A 19,180-nucleotide genomic window follows, 5' to 3' on the forward strand; every position below is an offset into this window, starting at 1 on the left:
TGGTTCAGCGGCTGTACCACACGGCCCAGGACCGATGTTCCTGGGATCCGGAGGACATCGCCGCGGAGATGGGGTGTTCACCGCTCGAAGCCGAACGGGCCGTCGGGCGCCTGAAGGAAATGGGCCTCCTGCTGCCGGCCCCGCTGCAACCGTCGGGCCACCAGGTCGTGCGGCCGGGCCACGCCCTTTCGCGACTGGTGTCCCTGGAACGCGAACTCGCCGAGAGCTGGATGCGGGAGTGGTCGTACCGGCAGGAACAGATCCTCTCCCTCCTGCGGGAGTTCCCTCCGCAGGCCGGTCCGTCCGAGGGTGCGACCATCGACATGCTGCCGACCGCCTCGGCGGTCAACGAGTACATCGAGGAACGGGCACTGGACGCCCGCGTCCGGGAACAGGCCATGCACCCGGGCGGCGTGCCGCCGGTGGAACTGCTCGACGAGATGATCCACCGCGACCTCGCGGCACTCTCCCAGGGCGTCCGCCTGGAGGCCATCTACGCCCACCACCTGGTGGCGGTGCCCCACCTCGGGGAGTACCTCACCGAGGTGTCCCGGCACGGCGCCGAGATCCGGGTCGCCCCGGCGGTACCGCTGCGCATGATCGTCATCGACGACGACGTCGCCATCCTGCCGATGGATCCGCAGCAGACGGCGCGCGGCGCCTTCGCGGTGCGCAGCCGTCAGGTCGTCGCGGCGCTGCGGGCCATCTTCGGCTTCCACTGGGCCGTCGCCGCGCCGCTGACCTCGGCCGACGGGTCGGACGGCGTCGGCGAGATGCTCAGCCCCTCGGAACGGATGGTCGTCCACATGATGGCGATGGGCTCGAAGGACGAGGCGATCGCCCGCCAACTCGGCATCTCCACACGGACGCTGAGCCGCAAGGTGTCCCAGCTCCTGGACCGGCTGCGGGTCCAGACGCGGTTCCAGGCGGCCGTCAAGCTCTCCGAGTCGGGCGTGCTCGACCTGGGCGACATCCGCGACCGGCAGCTGGCCGGTTGATCAGGCGCGGTCCCGGACCAGGGCGGCCAGCCGGTCCAGGCCGGTGCTGATCCGCTCCGGGGACAGCACGCTGTAGGAGAGCCGGAGCTGCCGCTGACCGCCGGTGCCCGCGTAGAAGTGCTCCATCGGCGTCCACAGCACCCCGAAGCGGCTCGCGGAGTACTCCAACATGGCCCGGTCCGCGCGGAACGGGACGCTCAGCACGGCGAACATCCCCCCGTTCGGGGTGTTCCAACTGACCGTCCCGGCCGCCCCGTCCGCGCCGCCCTCGCCGAACCGTTCGGTGAGGCCGCCCAGCAGGTGCCGGAGATTCTCCCGGTACACGGCGGCCTCCCGGACGGAGGCCTTCTCCACGCTGCACCCGTGCTCCAGCAGGTAGCCGCCGATGACGGCCTGGGCGACGGTGGAGGTGTTGAGGGTGAGCATGCTCTTGAGCTTCGCGAGCTCGTCCACGAACCGTGTGCTGCCGCCCGAGCCGTCCACCACCGGCTGTTCCGCCACCACGTAGCCGATCCGGGCACCGGCGAACGCCGTCTTGGCGAACGACCCGAGGTACACCACGCGCCCGTCGCGGTCCAGGGACTTCAGCGTCGGCGGGCGCGACCCCGCGAGGCGGAACATCGAGTACGGGTTGTCCTCCAGGAGCAGGATGTCCTCCTGCGCCGCCACCTCCAGCAACCGCCGCCGGTCCTCCGTGGTCATCGTGGCGCCGCTGGGGTTGGCGAAGTCCGGGACGACGTAGCAGGCGCGGGGCCGCAGGCCCTTGGCGCGGGCCCGCCTGATCCGGGCGGTGAGGTCATCGACGTCGATGCCGGTGGCGCCCTCGCGGACCCCGTGCACGGGCATGCCCACCAGCCTGGCGGCCCCCAGGAACCCGACGTAGGACGGGTAGGAGGTGAGCACCACGTCGCGCCGGTCCCGGCACAGGGCCCGCAGCACGAGCACCATGCCCTCCTGGCACCCGGTGGTCACCAGGATGTCCTCGGGATCGGCCCGCAGGCCCTCGTCGTTCGCCAGGTGCCGGGCTATCAGCTCGTGGATGATGCCCTTGGTCCTGCCGTACTGGAAGAACGCCCGGGTGACCTCCTGGTCCGTCAACCCGGCTTCCCACCGCAGGTAGTCCTCGAAGGTGCGCAGGTGGCCGGCCAGCGCACGGGTGTCGTAGAAGCCCTCGTACGGGCGGCCCGCCGCGAAGGAGACCGCGTCCGGGAAGCGACCGGCGATCTCGTTCAGCAACGTCATGGAGGTCAGCACCGGATCCCCGACGGACTCGTGGAGCCCCGCGGCCTCGATCCGCGGCGGGCGCGCCGACGCGACGGCCGCGCGGGCTCCGTCCTCGCTCGGGTGGGGCGCGGTGGCCATGGGGACTCCGTCTCGTCGAACCGGTGCCGTACGGGTGCCGGACGGTCTCCCGCCCGGTTCCCATCGTGGGCGCAACGGCGCGGCGGCCTCAAGATCCCCGGCCGTCCGCTGGTCGCCATGTCCGGTACGAGCCAACCGGACCAGCCGTCTCGGCCCTCGGACGGCGACGGGCCCGGCGGGCGGCCGTCGCCGTGCCCGCCGGGCCCTTCACCGGTCCTCGTCCCGCCCCGCGCGGTCGCGCGCGGCCGCTTCCCTCAGGGGCGCCGCCAGGTCTCCGGGTCGGCCGCGGACTGGTCTCCGGTGACCAGGTCCTTGACCTCGTGCTCCCGGCCGTCGCCGAGCGGCGGGAACCAGACGTACGGGATGCCCTTGCGGGAGGCGTAGCGCACCTGCTTCGCCACCTTGTCGGGCTGGTGGTAGAGCTCCACCTTCAGGCCGCGCCGGCGCAGCAGCCCGGCGGTCGCCGCAGCCGCGGAAGCGCGCTCGCCGTCCTCCGGGAGCACCATCAGCAGGTCGCTCGGGCAGGTCGGACCGGTGGGCAGCAGCCCCTCGGCGAGGAGCTTGGCGAAGATCCGGGTCAGCCCGATGGACATGCCGATGCCTGGCAGGTTCCGGCGGATGAAGGAGCCGGCCAGGTTCTCGTAGCGGCCGCCGGAGCAGATGCTGCCGTAGCCCGGCCAGTCGGTGAACTTGCCCTCGTAGACCGTACCGGTGTAGTAGTCCAGGCCGCGGGCGATGGACAGGTCCGCCACCAGGCTCCCGGTCGGCAGGTCGCTCAACGAGTCCAGCACGAAGGCCAGTTCGTCCAGCCCCTCGGACAGCAGCTCCGAGCGGACGCCGATGCCGGTGATGTCCTCGACCACGGACGCGTCGGTGCCGCGCAGGCCCGCGAGCTCCATGCACGCCCCGACCTGCCGGTCCGTCAGTCCGACCTTCCGGGAGAGCAGCTCGCTCACCCCGGACACGCCGATCTTGTCGAGCTTGTCGACGGTCCGGATCACCTCCAGCGGGTCGTCCACGCCCAGGCCCTGGTAGAAGCCCTGCAGGACTTTCCGGTTGTTGACGTTGATGGTCCACGCCGGGAGGTCGAGCTCGGTCATCACCTCGTGGATGATCCGGGGCAGCTCGGCGTCGAAGTGCAGCGGCACCCGGTCGACGTTGATGACGTCGATGTCGCACTGGGTGAACTCGCGGAAGCGGCCCTCCTGGGCGCGCTCGCCCCGCCAGACCCGCTGGATCTGGTAGCGCTTGAACGGGAACACGAGGTCGTTGAAGTGCTGGGCGACGTAGCGCGCGAACGGCACCGTCAGGTCGAAGTGCAGGCCCAGCTTGGCGTCCGACGCGTCGTTCGGATCCTCCTGGAGGCGGCGCAGCGTGTAGACCTCCTGCGAGGTCTCGCCCTTGGCCATCAGAACGTCGAGGGATTCCACGGACGGGGTCTCGACGGAGCAGAAGCCGTACCGCTCGAAGCCCGCCCGGATGACGTCGAGCCAATGCTGCTCGACGAGCCGCACCTCAGGGAGCCACTCGGGAAATCCGCTGATGGCCGCCGGTCGGACAACCTGCTGGTCGGTCATGTGCGCTGCTCTCTCCTCGACACCTGGGGAGGGCCCGGCGGCGCTGATGCCGCGTCAACTGGCCCTGCTGCATGGACCAGATCATGGTACGTGCAAGCCCGGCCCCGGTTCACCGCCTTTGTCCCGGACGGCCGCTCCCGGCGACGGGCCTCCGCCCCGGTCCGTCAGCGCGCCGCCAGGTGCCGCAGGGCCGACTCCGCCGCGTGGAAGCCGGCCATCCCGTGCACCCCCGCGCCCGGCGGGGTCGCGGCGGAGCACAGGTACACGCCGGGCACCCCGGTCGCGTACGGGTCCACCGCGGGGCGGGGCCGCAGCAGCAGCTGGCCCACGGAGTTGGCACCCCCCACGATGTCCCCGCCGACCTGGTTGGCGTTGTCCGTCGCCAGCTGCTCCACCGTCCGGACGGACCGGGCGCGCACCCGCGCCCGGAACCCGGGGGCGAACCGCTCGATCTGGTCGAGGACCGCCCCGGTGGCGTCGCCCCGGTAGCCGTGCGGCACGTGGGCGTACGCGTAGACCGGGTGCAGGTCGCCGGCCGAGCGGGACGGGTCGGCCAGGTACTGCTGGCCGACCAGCACGAACGGCCGACCGGGCATCCTGCCGCGCACGGTCGCCTCCTCGGCGGCCGCGATCTCCTCGAAGGTGCCGCCGAGGTGGACCGTCCCCGCCGAGCGGCAGTGCTCGTTGGTCCACGGAACGCCGCCCTCGACCGCCAGGTCCACCTTGAACGCCGCCGGCCCGTACCGGTACCGGCGGTAGGCGCGCGCGGTCCGCCGCGGCAGGCGGTCGCCCAGGATCCCGGCGGCGGCCCGCGGACCGACATCGAGCAGCACCAGGTCCGGGCGGTCGAGCTGGGCGAGGTCGGCGACCTCCACGCCCGTCTCCACCGTGCCGCCGAGCCGCCCGAGCAGCCGCGCCATCGCGGTGGTGACCGCCTGCGAGCCGCCCTCGGCCACCGGCCAGCCGTGGGCGTGGCCGGCGGCGGTCAGCAGGAGGCCGACGGCACTGCTGAAGGGCGTGCGGAGCGAGCTGAACGCGTGGGCCGCCACGCCCCCGAACAGCGCCCGGGCCTGCTCGCCGCGCCACCGCCGCGCGGTCCAGGACGCGGGCAGCACGGCCCGGGCGCCGAACCCGGCGAAGGCCAGCGGTGCGGCCGGGACGTGGAGCGGGGGCCCGAGGACGTCCTCGGCGAGCCGGTCGAAACGCCGGGACATCGGGCCGAACACCCGCCGCCACGCCCTGCCGTCGGCCCGCGGCAGGTCCGCGGCCGTCCGGTCCACGTCGCGCCACAGCACCCCTGCGGCCCCCGAGTCCAGCGGGTGCGCCAGCTCCGCGCTCGGCCACCGCCAGCGCAGCCCGTACGCCTCCAGTCCCAGCGTTCGCAGGAACGGGGAGGCGACACAGGTGGGGTGGATCGCGGAGCAGTCGTCGTGGAGCAGCCCGGGCAGCGTCCGCTCACCGGACCGGGTACCGCCCCCGATCGTGCTCCGCGCCTCCAACACCCGCACCGTCACGCCCCGCTGGGCGAGCCGGATCGCCGCGGCGAGCCCGTTGGGCCCACTGCCGACCACCACAGCCCTCGTCATCGCCGCCACTCCCCTTCCGCGCCGGTCGGCGCTTCCCCCACGGCACCTTAGCCCGGCTCTGTCGGGGCTCTTGGACGGTCGGGCTCAAGTGCCACGGGCTCGCCAGGACTTCGGTCGGGGGGGAGCCGTTCTCGTCCAGGAAGGCATGGAAGGTGGTCGGCGGTCCCGGGAGCTCCCTCGGTGACGGGCCGGCCGCTGAGCCGTTGGATGTTCACGGCGATGGCTGTGAGTACGCGTTGCAGGTGGGCTTTCGGCCGGCCTCGGCAGCGGCGCCTGCCGTGTCCGGGACCAGCCCTTGAAGTCCTCGTCGCGCCCCAGCCCGTCCAGCTGGTCCCTGCCCCACATCGCCGTCGTGCCGCCCGTTGCTCGCCCGCGCGATCCGCGTTGTCAGAGAGAGGACTTGCTCGCCGGGGCGGGGGCGGCGCGACAACTGACACCTCGACAACTCCACGGTCTTCGGTCAGCCCCGAGCAGGCCCACTGACCAGGCCGGCACACCGGGAAGGCTCGGAGATCCCCGACGGAGTCGAGCTAGTAGGTGCCCCACTTCCGGTCGGTGGAGACGATCTCGCGGCCGAGCGGCATCAGCGAGACCGGGATCATCTTGAGGTTGGCCCAGCCGAAGGGGATGCCGATGATCGACAGGAACAGCGGGATGCTGGTGAGCAGGTGCCCGAGCGCCAGCCACCACCCGGCGAAGACGACCCAGATCACGTTCCCGATGCAGGACGCCGCGCCGGCGTCCCGGCGCTCGACGGTGGTCCGCCCGAACGGCCACAGTATGAAGCCGGCGATCCGGAACGAAGCAATGCCGAACGGGATGGTCACGATCAGCACGCAGCACACGATGCCGGCGATGGCGTACCCGATGGCCATCCAAATGCCACAGAAAATCAACCAGATGACATTGAGAACGAAGTCGATGACCTTCATGGGGCGTACCTTCTCATGCTCGACGGACTCACAGCTACGACCGTGCCTTGCCCGCGGCCGGGCGTGTCCACTCCCCTAGGGGACGCTCCTCAGGGATCGGTTCGGGTCGCGGGCGGGGGTAGAGCTGCTGGGCCGATCGGCCGGGTGAGGTAATGGTCGCGCACCTTGTCGGTGACGACCGAACGAAGGACCGGCTGGACAACGGGCGCATCCGGGATGGCGTCCCACTTGGCAAAAGGCCACCACCGGCCGTGCGCGGCCAGCAGCATCCGCTCGCCGTGCTCGACCTCGCCGCGAGCCGCGTACCACCCCGCCATCCAGAGGCAGACGGAGTACTGCTCGGGCTCATCTCCCGTGTCGGTGAGCAGTTGGTGCGCCCGCCCGAAGTCGTTGGTCTCGGACAGCGCCTCCCACACCAGCCGTCGCTGCGACCTGCCGAGTTCCTGGTAGTTCCGCTCGATGAGCCCCGCCCCGATGACGCCGTCCAGCGGGCGAACTGCACCACCCCAGTCGCTGTGGCACGGAAGAAGGGGTTCGACGCCCTGCCGGGGCAGTTCCTGGGAGAGCCATTCGAGGTCCCTCCGCAGATGGCGACCGTCGGGGATTCGCTCGGCACAGGCAGCCAGCCGGGGCGCAGCCGGCTCATCCGCGTAGAGCTGGCCCGCGAGAAGCGCCGACCGGAAAGGAGTGGACTGATCACACAGCTCTCCTCCGAGCGGGCCATCGCGCTCGATCAAACTCTGAGTCAGATCTGCGGCCCGGGCGAACTCTCCTGTCCAGAAGAGGATCTGCACCGCTGCGGCCGCGGCCTCCCACACCGGCCCCCGAGCCCCGCCCTTCCTGGACGCGATCTCCAGCAGATCCGGAAGCCCGGCAAGGAAGTTGCCCTTCCTGGCGTTGGAAATGATTTTTTCGCTCTTGTTCATAGTCACCTCCAGCTTTGCCCAGAAGTCTGACCGTGACCAATCGGAAGGGATCAGCCGGCTCGATGCGAACGCCCGTCACGGCCGCGGATCTGACGCCGCGCCGAGCCGTTCGGGGCGTCTCGGAAGCGGCTCGGTCGTGGAGGGCCGGGTCAGTGGGCGTCGCGGCAGGAGGCGGTCGGGGTGCAGAGGGTGAGGGTGAGCGGCTTGCCGGTCGCTGGGATGCGGTAGTGGTAGGCGGCGAAGGTGACGAGGTCGCCGAGGCCGAGGTCGACGGTGAGGTGGTGGACGGGGCTGACGAGGTGGTCGGGATCGCCGGTGACCCGGATGTCGTCCACCCGGCCGCGGTAGGCGGTGAAGGCGTAGGAGTCGACGCCCGGCGTGGTGTCGGCGGGCATGGGGGTGCGCGCGATGAGGTCCTCGACGGGGGAGAGCCAGATGGTCGTGGGTGTCTCGCCCCGGTGGTTGATGACGGCGTAGCAGACGTCGAGGTGGTCCACCAGCCAGAAGGCGACTGCCCGGTCCCGGCCGTCGGTGTCGAGGACCGCCAGGGTCGGCAGCGTGGGCTTCGGGCACCGGGGTGGTGTGTTGAGCCCGGCCACGAGGTCCACGATCCACTGGGCGGAGGACGGGGCGGGTTCGGGGTTGAGCACCGGGGGCCGGAACGCGCCGGAGTCGACGACCGGCTCGCACCCGGTAGCCGCGGTCAGTGCTGCCAGCAGCGCCACCGTCGAGCAGAGCACGCCGAAGCAGCGTCTCATCGTGCCTCCCCCCACCCGCGGAACAACGGGCGTGCCTCAGGATGCTCTCCGCCCCGGGCGGCGACAAGCCTCCGGGCGTGGGCAAGCCTCCGGGCGTGGGCAGGGCTCCGGGCGCGGTCCGCGCCCGGAACCCGGTGGCGTCAGGCCCGGAGCGGGAGGTAGGCCAGGCCGTGGGCGCCCGCCTCGGTGCGCTTGGGGACGGTGAGGCGGCTGACGGGGGTCAGGGTGGTGAGGTCGACGACGTCCACGGTGGAGGAGACGACGGAGGACACGTAGCCGAAGCGGCCGTCGGGGGAGGAGGTGATGGTCAGCGGGAACCGGCCCACCTCGACGGAGCCGAGCGGCCGGTGGGTGGTGGCGGAGAAGACGGTCAGCCGGCCGGGGGCCTGGCGGCCGAGGGGTGAGTCGGCGCCGGGGGTGGCGTTGATCTCGCCCGTCAGCAGTCGGCCGGTGGACGTCAGGTGGACCGGGATGACGGCGGACCCGGTGGGCAGCACCTCCACCACGGAGCCGGTGCGGGCGTCGAGGACGTGGATGCCGGGCTCGGCGTCGGGCTTCCCGGCGAAGCCGAGGTAGGGCGCGGCCACGTACACCCGGTCGCCGTCCGGGGAGACGGCGAGGCCCTCGCTGCCGGGGACCTCCACCTTGGCGGTCAGCACGCCGCGGCCGAGGTCCACCACGGAGACGAACGGCGCCTCCTTGTTGGTGGCGTAACCGGTGCGCCCGTCCGGGGAGATGGCGAACCAGTGCGGGCCGGGGGCGTCGGTGTCGATCCGGCCCAGCGGGCGGCGGGTCGTGAGGTCGATGACCACCACCCCGCCCGGGCGGTCCGCCGAGGCCTCGACGCTGACGTAGAGCCGGTCGCGGTCGAGGTCCAGCGCCAGCCCGTGCGGGCCGTGCTCGGGGGCCAGGTCGATCACCTCGACGATCCGGCGGGTGTCGGCGTCGATGACGGTCAGCTTGGTGCTGCGGCCGCTGTGGGCGTGGTAGTAGCCGGAGTGGTAGGCGGTGGTGCACCAGAGCAGGCGCCGGGTCGGGTCGAAGCACAACTCGTGCGGCTCCGCGGCGACTTCGAGGGTGTCGAGCAGGGCGTCGGTGGCGGCGTCGAAGAACGAGACGGTGGCGCCGCTCTGGCTGACGACGGCGAGGACGTCGCCGGTGAGGTGGGAACGGAGGTCGTTCGGCACGTGGACTCCTGGAAGTGATGACGTGTCGCGGAAACGGTTCGGACGGTTCCACTCTCCGCGCCCCGCAGCGGCCGAACAATGCAAGGATTGGCACTGGATCATTGACCACAGCGCAAAACCGCAGTTCAGGAGCCATGAATGGACCTCAACCTGCTACGGGCCCTGGACGCCCTGCTCCAGGAGAACAGCGTCACCCGGGCCGCCGAACGGCTCGGCACCTCACCGGCGGCGGTGAGCCGGACGCTCGCCCGGCTGCGCCGGACCGTCGGCGACCCGCTGCTGGTGCGGGCCGGCCAGGGTCTGGTGCCGACCCCGCGGGCGCTCGAACTGCGCGAGGAGGTCGCGGACCTGCTGCGCGGCTGTGAGAACCTGCTGCGCCCCGGCGCGGGCTTCGACCCGGCGCACCTGGAGCGGACCTTCACCGTGCAGGCCGGCGACGCCGTACTGGTCCGGGTGGCCGGCCCGCTCATCGAACGGATCCGCGCCGAGGCCCCCGGCGTGGACGTGGTGTTCCTGCCCGAGGCCATGGAGGGCGGACCGGCGCTGCGCCAGGGCGTGGTGGACGTCGAGGTGGGCGTGCTCGGGCAGTTGGACCCGGAGGTCCGCACCCGACCCCTGGTCACCGCGCCGGTGGTGGGCGTGGCGCGCAGTGGTCACCCGCTGTTCGAGGGGCGGATCACCGCCCGGCGTTTCGCCGCCGCCGACCACATCGGGGTGTCCCGGCGCGGCCGGCGGCACGGGCCGATCGACGTCGCTCTGGCCGAGCGCGGGCTGCGCCGCCGGGTCGCGGTGGTGGTGCCCAGTCACACCGGTGCCATGCTGCTGGCCGGGGGCAGCGACCTGGTGACCCTCGGCCCGGCGGACTGGCTGCCGCGGACCTTCGAGGCGCTGGGCCTGCGCACCTTTCCGATCCCGCTCGCACTCCCACCACTGGAGCTGGGAATGGCCTGGCACCCGCGCAACTCGGCCGATCCGGGCCAGCGTTGGTTCCGTACGCACCTGGCGGCGGCGGTGCGGCAGGCTTAAGGCCTGTCCGGGGCCCGTTTGGGGGCCGGCCGTGTCGTCGGGGCCCCAGGTCGGTGGTCGGGAGCAGCTCGGGATACCCTGCGGGGGTAAGTGGCGGAGCGAGGCGGTCGCGGGAGGCGGGGCATGGCGCAGCAGCGGCCGTGTGGTTCGTCGGTGGCGCGGCTGCTGGTGCTCGCGGCGCTGCTGTTCGGGATCGTGACGATGCACACGCTGGGCCACCCCGGCGGGGGACACGGCGGACACGGTCCGCGGCCGACGGCCGCGCAGGAGGTGGCCGGGTACCACGCGATGGCCGGGTACCACGCGATGGCCGGGCACCACGCGATGGCCGGGCACTACGCGATGGCCGGGCACCACGCGATGGCCGGGCACCATGCGGTGGCCGGCGGGGCTGCGCACGCAGTGGTGGATCCCGTCGCTGCCGACGGCATGGACCCGATGGCGGTCTGCCTCGCCGTGCCGGCCGGCTGCACGCTGGTGTTCCTGGTCGCCGGTCAGCTGCTGCGCCGCAGCGGCGACGCCGCCGCCGAGGTGCGGGCGCGGCTGCTGCGCGCGGTTCGGGCGCTGCCGCCGCCCGGGGGCGGGCGGATACTCCTCAGCAGACTCTCGGTGCTGCGTCAGTAGGCGCGCGTCCGCCGTCCCGTGCCCGGGTGCACGGAACGGCCGACGCGATGTCCTGCACGCCCACACCACTGCACGAGGTGCACTCCGTCATGCGCACACCCACCCGTCGTACCGTTCTGGCCTCCGCGCTCGCCGCCGCCGGGACCGGACTGATCGCCGCCTGCTCCGGCTCGGGCTCCGGCTCGGACTCGATGAAGGGCATGGACCACGGCGCCATGAACCACGGGCCGACCGGCCCGGCCGCCGCGCCCACCGGCTTCGTCGCCCCGAACGGCCCCGAGGTCTCGGCCGCCGAGGCGAAGCGCAGGCCCGGCCCCGAGCGCAAGGTCGTGCTCACCGCCACCGAGACCACCCTCGACCTCGGCGGACGGACCGTCCGCAGCTGGGCGTACGGCGACCGCCTGCCCGGCCGGGAGGTCCGCGCCACCCTCGGCGACACGCTCGCCCTCACCCTCGCCAACCACCTGCCGCAGCCCACCTCGCTGCACTGGCACGGCCTCGCCCTGCGCAACGACATGGACGGCGTGCCGGGGGTGACCCAGGAGCCGGTCAGGCCCGGCGCCTCCTTCGACTACCGCTTCGCGCTCTCCCACCCCGGCACCTACTGGTTCCACCCGCACTCCGGCGTCCAGCAGGACCGCGGCCTGTACGCGCCGCTTATCGTCGAGGACCCGAAGGAGCCGCTGCGCTACGACAAGGAGTGGGTCGTCGTCCTGGACGACTGGGTGGACGGGGTCGACGGCAGCACCCCGGACGCCGTGCTCGCCGAACTCGCCAAGGGCATGGGCGGGATGGACCACTCGTCGCACGGCATGCCCGGGATGGACATGGGAGGCGGCACGGCCACCCCGGCCACCGGCCCGTCCAGGATGCTGATGGGCGCGGCCAGCCCGCTGCTGGGCGGGGACGCGGGCGACGTCTCCCACCCCTTCCACCTGGTCAACGGCCGCCTGCCGAGTGCCCCCGAGACCTTCGCCGCCAAGCCCGGCGACCGGATCCGGATCCGGCTGATCAACGCGGGCGGTGACACCGCCTACCGGGTCGCCCTCGGCGGCCACGAGCTGACCGTCACCCACACCGACGGCTTCCCGGTCGAACAGGCCACCACCCAGGCGCTGTTGCTCGGCATGGGCGAGCGTTACGACGTGCTGGTCACCGTCAAGGACGGCGTCTTCCCGCTGACCGCCCTCGCCGAGGGCAAGAACGCCACCGCGCTGGCCCTGCTGCGCACCGGTGGCGGGGCCGCGCCCGACGCCGCGGTGCGCCCGGCCGAGCTGGACGGCCGGCTGCTGACCGCCGGGCAGCTGAAGGCCGACCCGGGCGTCCGGCTGCCCGCCAAGGCGCCGGACCGCACGGTCGGGCTGGAGCTCACCGGCGGCATGGCGAAGGCCGACTGGGCGTTCAACGGCCGCACGTACGACCCGGCGCAGCGCTACCCGGTCGCGGCGGGCGAGCGGGTGCGGCTGGAGTTCCGCAACAGCACGAGCATGTGGCACCCCGTCCACCTGCACGGGCACAGCTTTGCGCTGGGCGCCGACGGCCCGCGCAAGGACACCGCGATCGTGCTGCCGGGCACGACCCTGGCGGTCGACTTCGACGCCGACAACCCGGGACTGTGGATGGTGCACTGCCACAACGTGTACCACTCGGAGACCGGCATGATGACCGTCCTCGGTTACCGGGCGTAACCCCGTCCAGGATCCGGGACGCCGGGGCGGCGGAGCGCACCCCCGCCCCGGCACCGGCTCCGCGCGGAGGCCCGACCGACGCCCGACCAGCGCCCGGCCGACGCCCGCGCGGAGCCCGCCCGACGCCCGCCCGCACCGTGCCACCAGCCCCGACCTGCGGATCCATGACGTTTTCTTAACGCGGCCCGATGACGTGACCTTAACGCCCGTCGCATAGCCTGGCGCACTGCCGTCGCCCGACGGCGCTTTTACGGGGTCTTGAACAAGAGGTGCAAGGTGGTTTCGTCGGGTTCGACGGCGACGACGACGGAGGATCCGTCGTCGGCGCGAATACGGCTCCGCAGTTGGCTCCTGGAGGACATGTCCCCGGAGAGGGCCGCCGCGAAGAGGGCCGAGGCGGAGCGGGCGCGGCAGGACGGTGAGGAGCCGGGGGACTCCGCCGACCTCGGTCACGCTGCGCACACGGGCCAGCAGTGGTGGCGCGTGATGTGCCTGACCGGTCTGGACTACTTCTCGACGCTCGGCTACCAGCCGGGCATCGCCGCCCTCGCGGCCGGCCTGCTGTCGCCGATCGCCACGATCGTGCTGGTGCTCGTCACCCTGCTGGGCGCGCTGCCGGTCTACCGGCGGGTCGCCCAGGAGAGCCCGCGCGGTGAGGGCTCGATCGCGATGCTGGAGCGGCTGCTGTCGTTCTGGAAGGGCAAGCTGTTCGTCCTCGCCCTGCTCGGCTTCGCGGCGACGGACTTCATCATCACGATCACGCTCTCGGCCGCCGACGCCAGCGCGCACCTGGTCGAGAACCCGCACCTGACGGGCGTCCTCGGCGGCAAACAGATGCTGATCACGCTGATCCTGGTCGCCCTGCTCGGTGCGGTCTTCCTCAAGGGCTTCAGCGAGGCGATCGGCCTGGCCGTGGGCCTGGTCGGGGTCTACCTGGCGCTCAACGTGGTCGTCGTCGTGGTCGGCATCTGGAAGATCATCCAGGCGCCGCACGTGGTCACCGACTGGTCCAACGCGCTGACCACCCAGCACGGCAACATCTTCGTGATGATCGGCGTCTCGCTCGTCGTTTTCCCGAAGCTCGCGCTGGGCATGTCCGGCTTCGAGACCGGTGTCGCCGTGATGCCGCACATCAAGGGCGACGCGGGCGACACCGAGGCGAACCCGGTCGGCCGGATCCGCGGCACCCGCAAGCTGCTCACCACCGCCGCCGTGATCATGAGCACCTTCCTGATCGCGACCAGCTTCATCTGCACCCTGCTCATCCCGGCCAACGAGTTCGAGAGCGGCGGCCAGGCCAACGGCCGCGCCCTGGCCTACCTCGCCCACCAGTACCTGGGCGGCGGCTTCGGCAGCGTCTACGACCTGTCGACCATCGCCATCCTGTGGTTCGCCGGCGCCTCCGCCATGGCGGGCATGCTCAACCTGCTGCCCCGCTACCTGCCGCGCTACGGCATGGCCCCGCACTGGGCCCGCGCCGTGCGCCCGATGGTGATCGTCCTGACCGTCGTCGGCTTCCTGATCACCTGGCTGTTCGACGCCAACGTCGACGCCCAGGGCGGCGCGTACGCGACCGGTGTGCTGGTGCTGATCAGCTCGGCGGCCATCGCCGTCACCATCGCCGCCTACAAGAAGCGCCAGCGCGGCTGGACCATCGGCTTCGGGCTCATCGCGGCGGTCTTCCTGTACACCACCGTGCTGAACACCATGGAGCGCCCGGACGGCGTCAAGATCGGTGCCTGCTTCATCGCCGGCATCATCCTGGTGTCGCTGCTCTCCCGCCTGAAGCGCGCCTTCGAGCTGCGCGTCACGGACGTCGTGCTGGACGAGACGGCCGAGCGCTTCATCCGCGACTACGCCCACCGGCCGCTGCGCCTGATCGCCAACGAGCCGACCAACCGGGACGTCGCCGAGTACCGCGACAAGATCCGGCAGATCCGCGCCGACAACGACATCCCCGGCGAGGACGACCTGGTCTTCGTGGAGGTGACGGTCCGGGACGCCTCGGACTTCGAGTCCGAGCTGACCGTGCGCGGCGAGGTGCTGCACGGCCGGTACCGGGTGCTCGCCCTGGAGAGCTCCAGCATCCCGAACGCGATCGCCGCCCTGGCGCTCACCGTCCGGGACCGCACCGGGCAGCGGCCGCACCTGTACTTCGAGTGGACCGAGGGCAACCCCTTCGCCCAGTTCCTGCGGTTCTTCCTGTTCGGACAGGGCGAGGTCGCCCCGGTGACCCGCGAGGTGCTGCGGGAGGCGGAGCCGGACCGCACCAAGCGCCCGCGCGTGCACGTCGGCTGACCGGAGCCCGGCTCGAACGCCTCGGCCCGCCCCGTCCATCCGGATGGGGCGGGCCGAGGCGTTCCCATGGGATCAGGAGGGCAGGCGCAGTACCAGGCCCGGCTGGATGACGTCCGGGTCGTCGCCGACGGTGGAACGGTTGAGGGCGTAGAGCGCGGGCCAGCCGCCGGGGACGTTCAGGGCGGTGGCGACCCCGTCCAGGGTGTCGTCCTCCCGGACGGTCCACTGGCCGTCCCCGCTCGCCCCGCCGTCCCCGCTCGGGATGCCGGCGGGCGGGGGCAGGACGCTGTCGCGCTCGTGGTCGCGGGTGGCGGTCTCCTGGTCGGAGGCGTTCTGCCGGCTGCGGGCGGGCCCGTGGCCGTGGACCTGGCCGTGACCGCCGAGGGCGCGGGCGCCGCAGACCGGCCAGGGGGAGAGGCCGCGGCGGTCGGCCAGGTGCTGGGCGACCGCCATCTGCTCCTCGCGGCCGGCGAGGTCGGCGCGCGGGGCGTAGGCGAGGCCGCCGTACTCCCGCCAGGTGGGCTGGTCGAACTGGAGCCCGCCGTAGTAGCCGTTGCCGGAGTTGATGTGCCAGTTGCCGCTGCTCTCGCAGGCCGCCACCCGGTCCCAGTCGTACCGGCCGCCGTCCGTCCTCCCGCCGGGGTCGGTCCCGCTGTCGCCGCCCGGGGGAGCGGCGTGGGCCGCGGGTGCGGCGAGGGCGACGGCGAGGGCGCAGAGCGCGGTCGGGACGAAGCGGCGGAGACGGGCGGTGGAAGGCATGGGCGGCTCTCAGGTCCGGGGACAGGGCGTGCACCGGCCCGGAGGCGGCGCGTTCCCACCCAGGCACGCCGGATGGGGCGCGTCGCCGCCGACACGTCCGGGAGGTCACCCGCTCGGCCGTCCCGGACCACCCCGGCGGCCCGCGGCCATCCGGCCGTACCCCTCCTCGACGGCCTCCTCCTGGAGTGGCCGGGACCGCCTCTCGACGAAGGGTGTGAACGGGAGATGACGATCGATCGGACAGCGTCACGGGGCGAGCTGGGCGTGATCGGCGGCTCGGGGCTGTACGCGCTGCTGGACGAGGTGACCGAGGTGCGGGTCGACACGCCGTACGGGCCGCCCGGCGACGCGCTGTTCCTGGGGGAGGTGGCCGGCCGCCGGGTCGCCTTCCTGCCCCGGCACGGGCGCGGCCACGGGCTCCCCCCGCACCGGATCGACCACCGGGCCAACCTGTGGGCGCTGCACTCCGTCGGCGTGCGGCAGGTGCTGGGCCCGTGCGCGGTGGGCGGGCTGCGGGAGGAGTACGGGCCCGGCACGCTGCTGGTGCACGACACCGGGGTGGAGAGCGGGGACGGGGTGACCCACGCGGAGGTGCTGGAGGTCTTCGCGGGCAACGTCGACCGGCTGCGCACGGTGCTGTTCAAGGCGCTGGAGCGGCTGCCCGCCGAGCGGGACCGCGTCTGCTCGCACGCGGTGGACGGGGTGGTCACCGGGCTGCCGGGGGTGGGGGAGGGCCGGGCCGGGGGCTGACCCCCCGTCCGGACCAGCGTTCAGCTCCCGTTCACCGCGCGAACGTTCGAACGTGGCCCGGACGTACCGTCCGGCTGGGAGCCTCCTCGGCGTTTCTCGAAGCCCAGGAGGTCCGGCAGTGGCACATCCCTCGCGCAGAACGATCCTTCGGACGGGTACGGCGGTCGGCGCGCTGACCGCCCTGCCCGCGTCCACCCTGCTGTGGACCCAGCCGGCCGTGGCCGGCACCCCCGGCCCGGAGCAGATCCACCTCCAGTGGGGCAACGAGCCGTCCCGGCAGATGACCGTCTCGTGGGCGACGGCCGCCTCCGTCAGCCGCCCCCGGGTGCGGATCGGCACCCCGCGCGGCGGCGCGGGCCGCAGCGTCGACGCGGCAAGCCGCAGCTACGTCGACGGGCTCAACAAGGTCGAGACGTACACCCACCACGCCCGCCTGGACGGGCTGCGCCCCGACACCACCTACGTCTACGAGGTGCTGCACGACGGCGCCCAGCCGGTGCGCGGCACTTTCCGTACCGCCCCCGCCCGCGGCCGGGCCGCCTTCCGGTTCACCAGCTTCGGCGACCTCGGCACCGGGGACAAGGTGTTCAGCAAGTCGTCCATCCACGGCGCCGCCGCCGTCCGCCAGGTCGAGCAGTTCGGCCCGCTCTTCCACCTGCTCAACGGCGACCTCGCGTACGCCAACAACAACCCGCAGCTCCAGCCACAGGCCTGGAACGCGTTCATGAACAACATGGCCAAGTCCGCCGCCAACCGGCCCTGGATGCCCGCGCCCGGCAACCACGAGGTCGAGGCCGGCGGCGGCGACCTCGGGTACGCCTCCTACCTGACCCGGTTCGAACTGCCCGACAACGGCACCCGCGACCACTGCGGCAACTGGTACAGCTTCCAGGTCGGCTCCGTGCTGTTCGTCAGCCTGGACGGCAACGAGATCGCCGTCGAGGACGACGCCAGCCTCGACCCGGCCACCGGCCGGTCCATCTACATCAGCGACTACAGCGAGGGAGCCCAACTCCGCTGGCTGGAAAGGGTGCTGTCGCGGGCCAGGGACGGACGGTCGGTCGACTGGATCGTCGTCAACCTGCACCAGTTCGCGATGTCCTCGTCCGCCGCCAGCCACGGCGGCGACATGGGCATCCGCGAGAAGCTGCTCCCGCTGCTCGACCGCTACTCCGTCGACCTCGTCCTGGCCGGGCACGACCACGACTACGAGCGCACCCACCCGGTGCGCGGCACCGAACCGGGCGGCCTGCTCACCCCGGCCGTCGTCGACGACGACCTGCGGCAGATCGACACCTCCCAGGGCACCGTCCACCTCATCCTGGGCGGCGGCGGCACCGCCGGGCACGACGACGTCTACCTCCCGGCCGACGGCAACGGCGTGCGCGAGGCCACCGTCCGCACCCAGCGCCTCACCTTCAAGGCCGACCCGGACGCCAAGGAGAAGGCCCACTGGTCGGCCGTCACCGACCCCGACACCACCCACCCCTACGGCGTCGCCGTCTTCGACGTCGACCCCGGACCGGTCCCGGGCGGCCGGACCACCATCACGGTGTCCTACTACCACTCGGTCCCGGCCACCGCCGCGAACCCGTTCCCGACGCCGGAGCTGTACGACCGCTTCACCCTGTACCGCGACCGCAGCGACGGCTGGGACGGGGACGACGAGGACTCCGACTCCCGGACCGAGCGCGCCGCCGCCCGGTAGCCGCACCTGGCGGGCAGGCCCGCCGCGCTGCCCCGGCGCGGCGGGCCGCGATACCGCTGCCGTGAACCACGCGTCCCCCCCGGTCGTCCGGCACGCACCCCTTCGGGGGCTGCCCAGGACCGTCGAACCGTTCAGTGACGAGGACGAGCAGGGGTAGCGGTCGCGTTCAAGCCTGCGCGGGAAGTCGCCCGGGCGACTCTGCTGGCGAAGTATTTGATCTAGGCGCCCGACGGCTCAGGAGGCGGACGGCTCGATCTCTCCCGCGAAGACGATGATCTGGTCGATGAGGTTCCGTCGCAGATGGACGACATCCGTTCCCGCCAGGCGAGGGCCTCCATCAGGGGTGGTGAAGACCCACCGGTACCGGGCCCATTCGTCAGGCATGTCCACCGCTGAGCAGCGCACCATCGTGCCGGTCCCCGCCGGGTGGCGTCGGATGTCCAGCACGAACCGCTCGACCGCCCCGATTCCTTCGCTGCGACCCAACGGCCCCCAGAAGACCACGTCCGAGGTCAGGGCCTGCGGGAGCAGGGCAGTCACATAGCTGTCGTCCGAGGCGTTGAACGCGGAGATGAACGTGTCGATCGCGGATCGTGCGGTCTCTTCCTGCATGTCCTAGTAATACCAGCCCGTTTTGCGTGCACTCGTCTCGCGAGCCACCCTCCGGAGCGCGGTGGACCTTTCCGGCCACAGCACCGGCGGCACCGGCCGGGGCCGTTGCGCAGGAAGTCGGGCCGGCCGACTTCCTGCGCAACGAGCGGGCGTCAGGCGGCTGCGGGTCGGTCGATGGCGGCGGTGTCCGGCTGGGCGAGCCAGACCAGGCGCGAGGTGATCCCGGGCCGGCCGGCGAAGTGGCGCAGGGCCCGCTCGGGCGAGGGGAGGGCCATGCGGGATCGCATAGCTCCTCGTCGAACGGGGTGCGGGGGTTTGGCGAGGGCGCAGCAGTCATGGACGTCTCCTGCCGCAAGGCGCCGCTGAGCCAGCCAGTACCTTCGGTAACC

General features: G+C 72.5%; 17 protein-coding genes. 7 read left to right on the forward strand and 10 right to left on the reverse strand.

Annotated elements, in window-relative coordinates; all coding sequences use genetic code 11:
• Nucleotides 1–119 precede the first annotated feature (119 nt).
• Nucleotides 120–998: a LuxR C-terminal-related transcriptional regulator gene (locus ACIRVF_RS14100; protein ID WP_402816540.1), complete on the forward strand. Its 879-nt coding sequence runs from the start codon at nucleotides 120–122 to the stop codon at nucleotides 996–998.
• Here the strand turns inward: ACIRVF_RS14100 and ACIRVF_RS14105 are convergent, their stop codons facing one another.
• The 7 genes from ACIRVF_RS14105 to ACIRVF_RS14135 form a co-directional block, all read right to left on the reverse strand.
• Entirely contained in the window at nucleotides 999–2,360 is a 1,362-nt protein-coding gene (locus ACIRVF_RS14105) for a PLP-dependent aminotransferase family protein (protein ID WP_402816541.1), read from the reverse strand.
• A gap of 254 nt (nucleotides 2,361–2,614) precedes the next feature.
• The gene (hisS, locus tag ACIRVF_RS14110; RefSeq protein WP_402816542.1) at nucleotides 2,615–3,937 is read right to left on the reverse strand and encodes a histidine--tRNA ligase; all 1,323 of its coding nucleotides are present in this window, start codon (nucleotides 3,935–3,937) and stop codon (nucleotides 2,615–2,617) included.
• 164 nt (nucleotides 3,938–4,101) lie between these two features.
• Nucleotides 4,102–5,523: a phytoene desaturase family protein gene (locus ACIRVF_RS14115; RefSeq protein WP_402816543.1), complete on the reverse strand. Its 1,422-nt coding sequence runs from the start codon at nucleotides 5,521–5,523 to the stop codon at nucleotides 4,102–4,104.
• A 530-nt stretch (nucleotides 5,524–6,053) separates the two neighbouring features.
• Nucleotides 6,054–6,455, reverse strand: coding sequence for a YccF domain-containing protein (locus ACIRVF_RS14120; protein WP_402816544.1), 402 nt, complete (start codon nucleotides 6,453–6,455; stop codon nucleotides 6,054–6,056).
• 89 nt (nucleotides 6,456–6,544) lie between these two features.
• The gene (locus ACIRVF_RS14125) at nucleotides 6,545–7,381 is read right to left on the reverse strand and encodes a hypothetical protein (protein ID WP_402816545.1); all 837 of its coding nucleotides are present in this window, start codon (nucleotides 7,379–7,381) and stop codon (nucleotides 6,545–6,547) included.
• Between the two features lie 149 nt (nucleotides 7,382–7,530).
• A complete protein-coding gene (locus ACIRVF_RS14130) occupies nucleotides 7,531–8,139 on the reverse strand; it encodes a hypothetical protein (protein ID WP_402816546.1) in 609 nt (202 codons plus the stop codon).
• A gap of 140 nt (nucleotides 8,140–8,279) precedes the next feature.
• The gene (locus ACIRVF_RS14135) at nucleotides 8,280–9,326 is read right to left on the reverse strand and encodes a YncE family protein (protein WP_402816547.1); all 1,047 of its coding nucleotides are present in this window, start codon (nucleotides 9,324–9,326) and stop codon (nucleotides 8,280–8,282) included.
• Between the two features lie 138 nt (nucleotides 9,327–9,464).
• Between ACIRVF_RS14135 and ACIRVF_RS14140 the strand changes: the two genes are divergently transcribed.
• The 4 genes from ACIRVF_RS14140 (at nucleotide 9,465) to ACIRVF_RS14155 (ending at nucleotide 14,962) form a co-directional block, all read left to right on the forward strand.
• Nucleotides 9,465–10,352, forward strand: coding sequence for a LysR family transcriptional regulator (locus ACIRVF_RS14140; protein WP_402816548.1), 888 nt, complete (start codon nucleotides 9,465–9,467; stop codon nucleotides 10,350–10,352).
• A gap of 123 nt (nucleotides 10,353–10,475) precedes the next feature.
• Nucleotides 10,476–10,976, forward strand: coding sequence for a hypothetical protein (locus ACIRVF_RS14145; RefSeq protein ID WP_402816549.1), 501 nt, complete (start codon nucleotides 10,476–10,478; stop codon nucleotides 10,974–10,976).
• Nucleotides 10,977–11,065: 89 nt separating this feature from the next.
• Nucleotides 11,066–12,664 carry a multicopper oxidase family protein gene (locus ACIRVF_RS14150; protein WP_402816550.1) on the forward strand — a complete coding sequence of 533 codons (1,599 nt, stop codon included), beginning with the start codon at nucleotides 11,066–11,068 and terminating at the stop codon, nucleotides 12,662–12,664.
• Between the two features lie 486 nt (nucleotides 12,665–13,150).
• Complete coding sequence (locus ACIRVF_RS14155; RefSeq protein ID WP_402816847.1) at nucleotides 13,151–14,962, forward strand: amino acid transporter; 1,812 nt, start codon at nucleotides 13,151–13,153, stop codon at nucleotides 14,960–14,962.
• 72 nt (nucleotides 14,963–15,034) lie between these two features.
• Here ACIRVF_RS14155 and ACIRVF_RS14160 read toward each other — a convergent pair whose 3' ends face one another.
• Nucleotides 15,035–15,721 carry a transglycosylase family protein gene (locus ACIRVF_RS14160; protein WP_402816551.1) on the reverse strand — a complete coding sequence of 229 codons (687 nt, stop codon included), beginning with the start codon at nucleotides 15,719–15,721 and terminating at the stop codon, nucleotides 15,035–15,037.
• Between the two features lie 225 nt (nucleotides 15,722–15,946).
• Between ACIRVF_RS14160 and ACIRVF_RS14165 the strand changes: the two genes are divergently transcribed.
• Together ACIRVF_RS14165 and ACIRVF_RS14170 are read left to right on the forward strand one after the other, a co-directional pair.
• Nucleotides 15,947–16,471 (forward strand): hypothetical protein, encoded by a 525-nt coding sequence (locus tag ACIRVF_RS14165; RefSeq protein WP_402816552.1) that lies wholly within the window; start codon nucleotides 15,947–15,949, stop codon nucleotides 16,469–16,471.
• Nucleotides 16,472–16,589: 118 nt separating this feature from the next.
• Nucleotides 16,590–18,179, forward strand: coding sequence for a purple acid phosphatase family protein (locus tag ACIRVF_RS14170; protein WP_402816553.1), 1,590 nt, complete (start codon nucleotides 16,590–16,592; stop codon nucleotides 18,177–18,179).
• Nucleotides 18,180–18,413: 234 nt separating this feature from the next.
• On the opposite strand, the gene ACIRVF_RS14175 is transcribed toward ACIRVF_RS14170, so the two are convergent.
• Both ACIRVF_RS14175 and ACIRVF_RS14180 read right to left on the reverse strand, forming a co-directional pair.
• Nucleotides 18,414–18,791: a nuclear transport factor 2 family protein gene (locus tag ACIRVF_RS14175; protein ID WP_402816554.1), complete on the reverse strand. Its 378-nt coding sequence runs from the start codon at nucleotides 18,789–18,791 to the stop codon at nucleotides 18,414–18,416.
• A 152-nt stretch (nucleotides 18,792–18,943) separates the two neighbouring features.
• Nucleotides 18,944–19,078, reverse strand: coding sequence for a hypothetical protein (locus ACIRVF_RS14180; protein ID WP_402816555.1), 135 nt, complete (start codon nucleotides 19,076–19,078; stop codon nucleotides 18,944–18,946).
• Between the last annotated feature and the right edge of the window lie 102 nt (nucleotides 19,079–19,180).

The organism is Kitasatospora sp. NPDC101157 (genome assembly GCF_044768255.1).
GTDB lineage: Bacteria > Actinomycetota > Actinomycetes > Streptomycetales > Streptomycetaceae > Kitasatospora.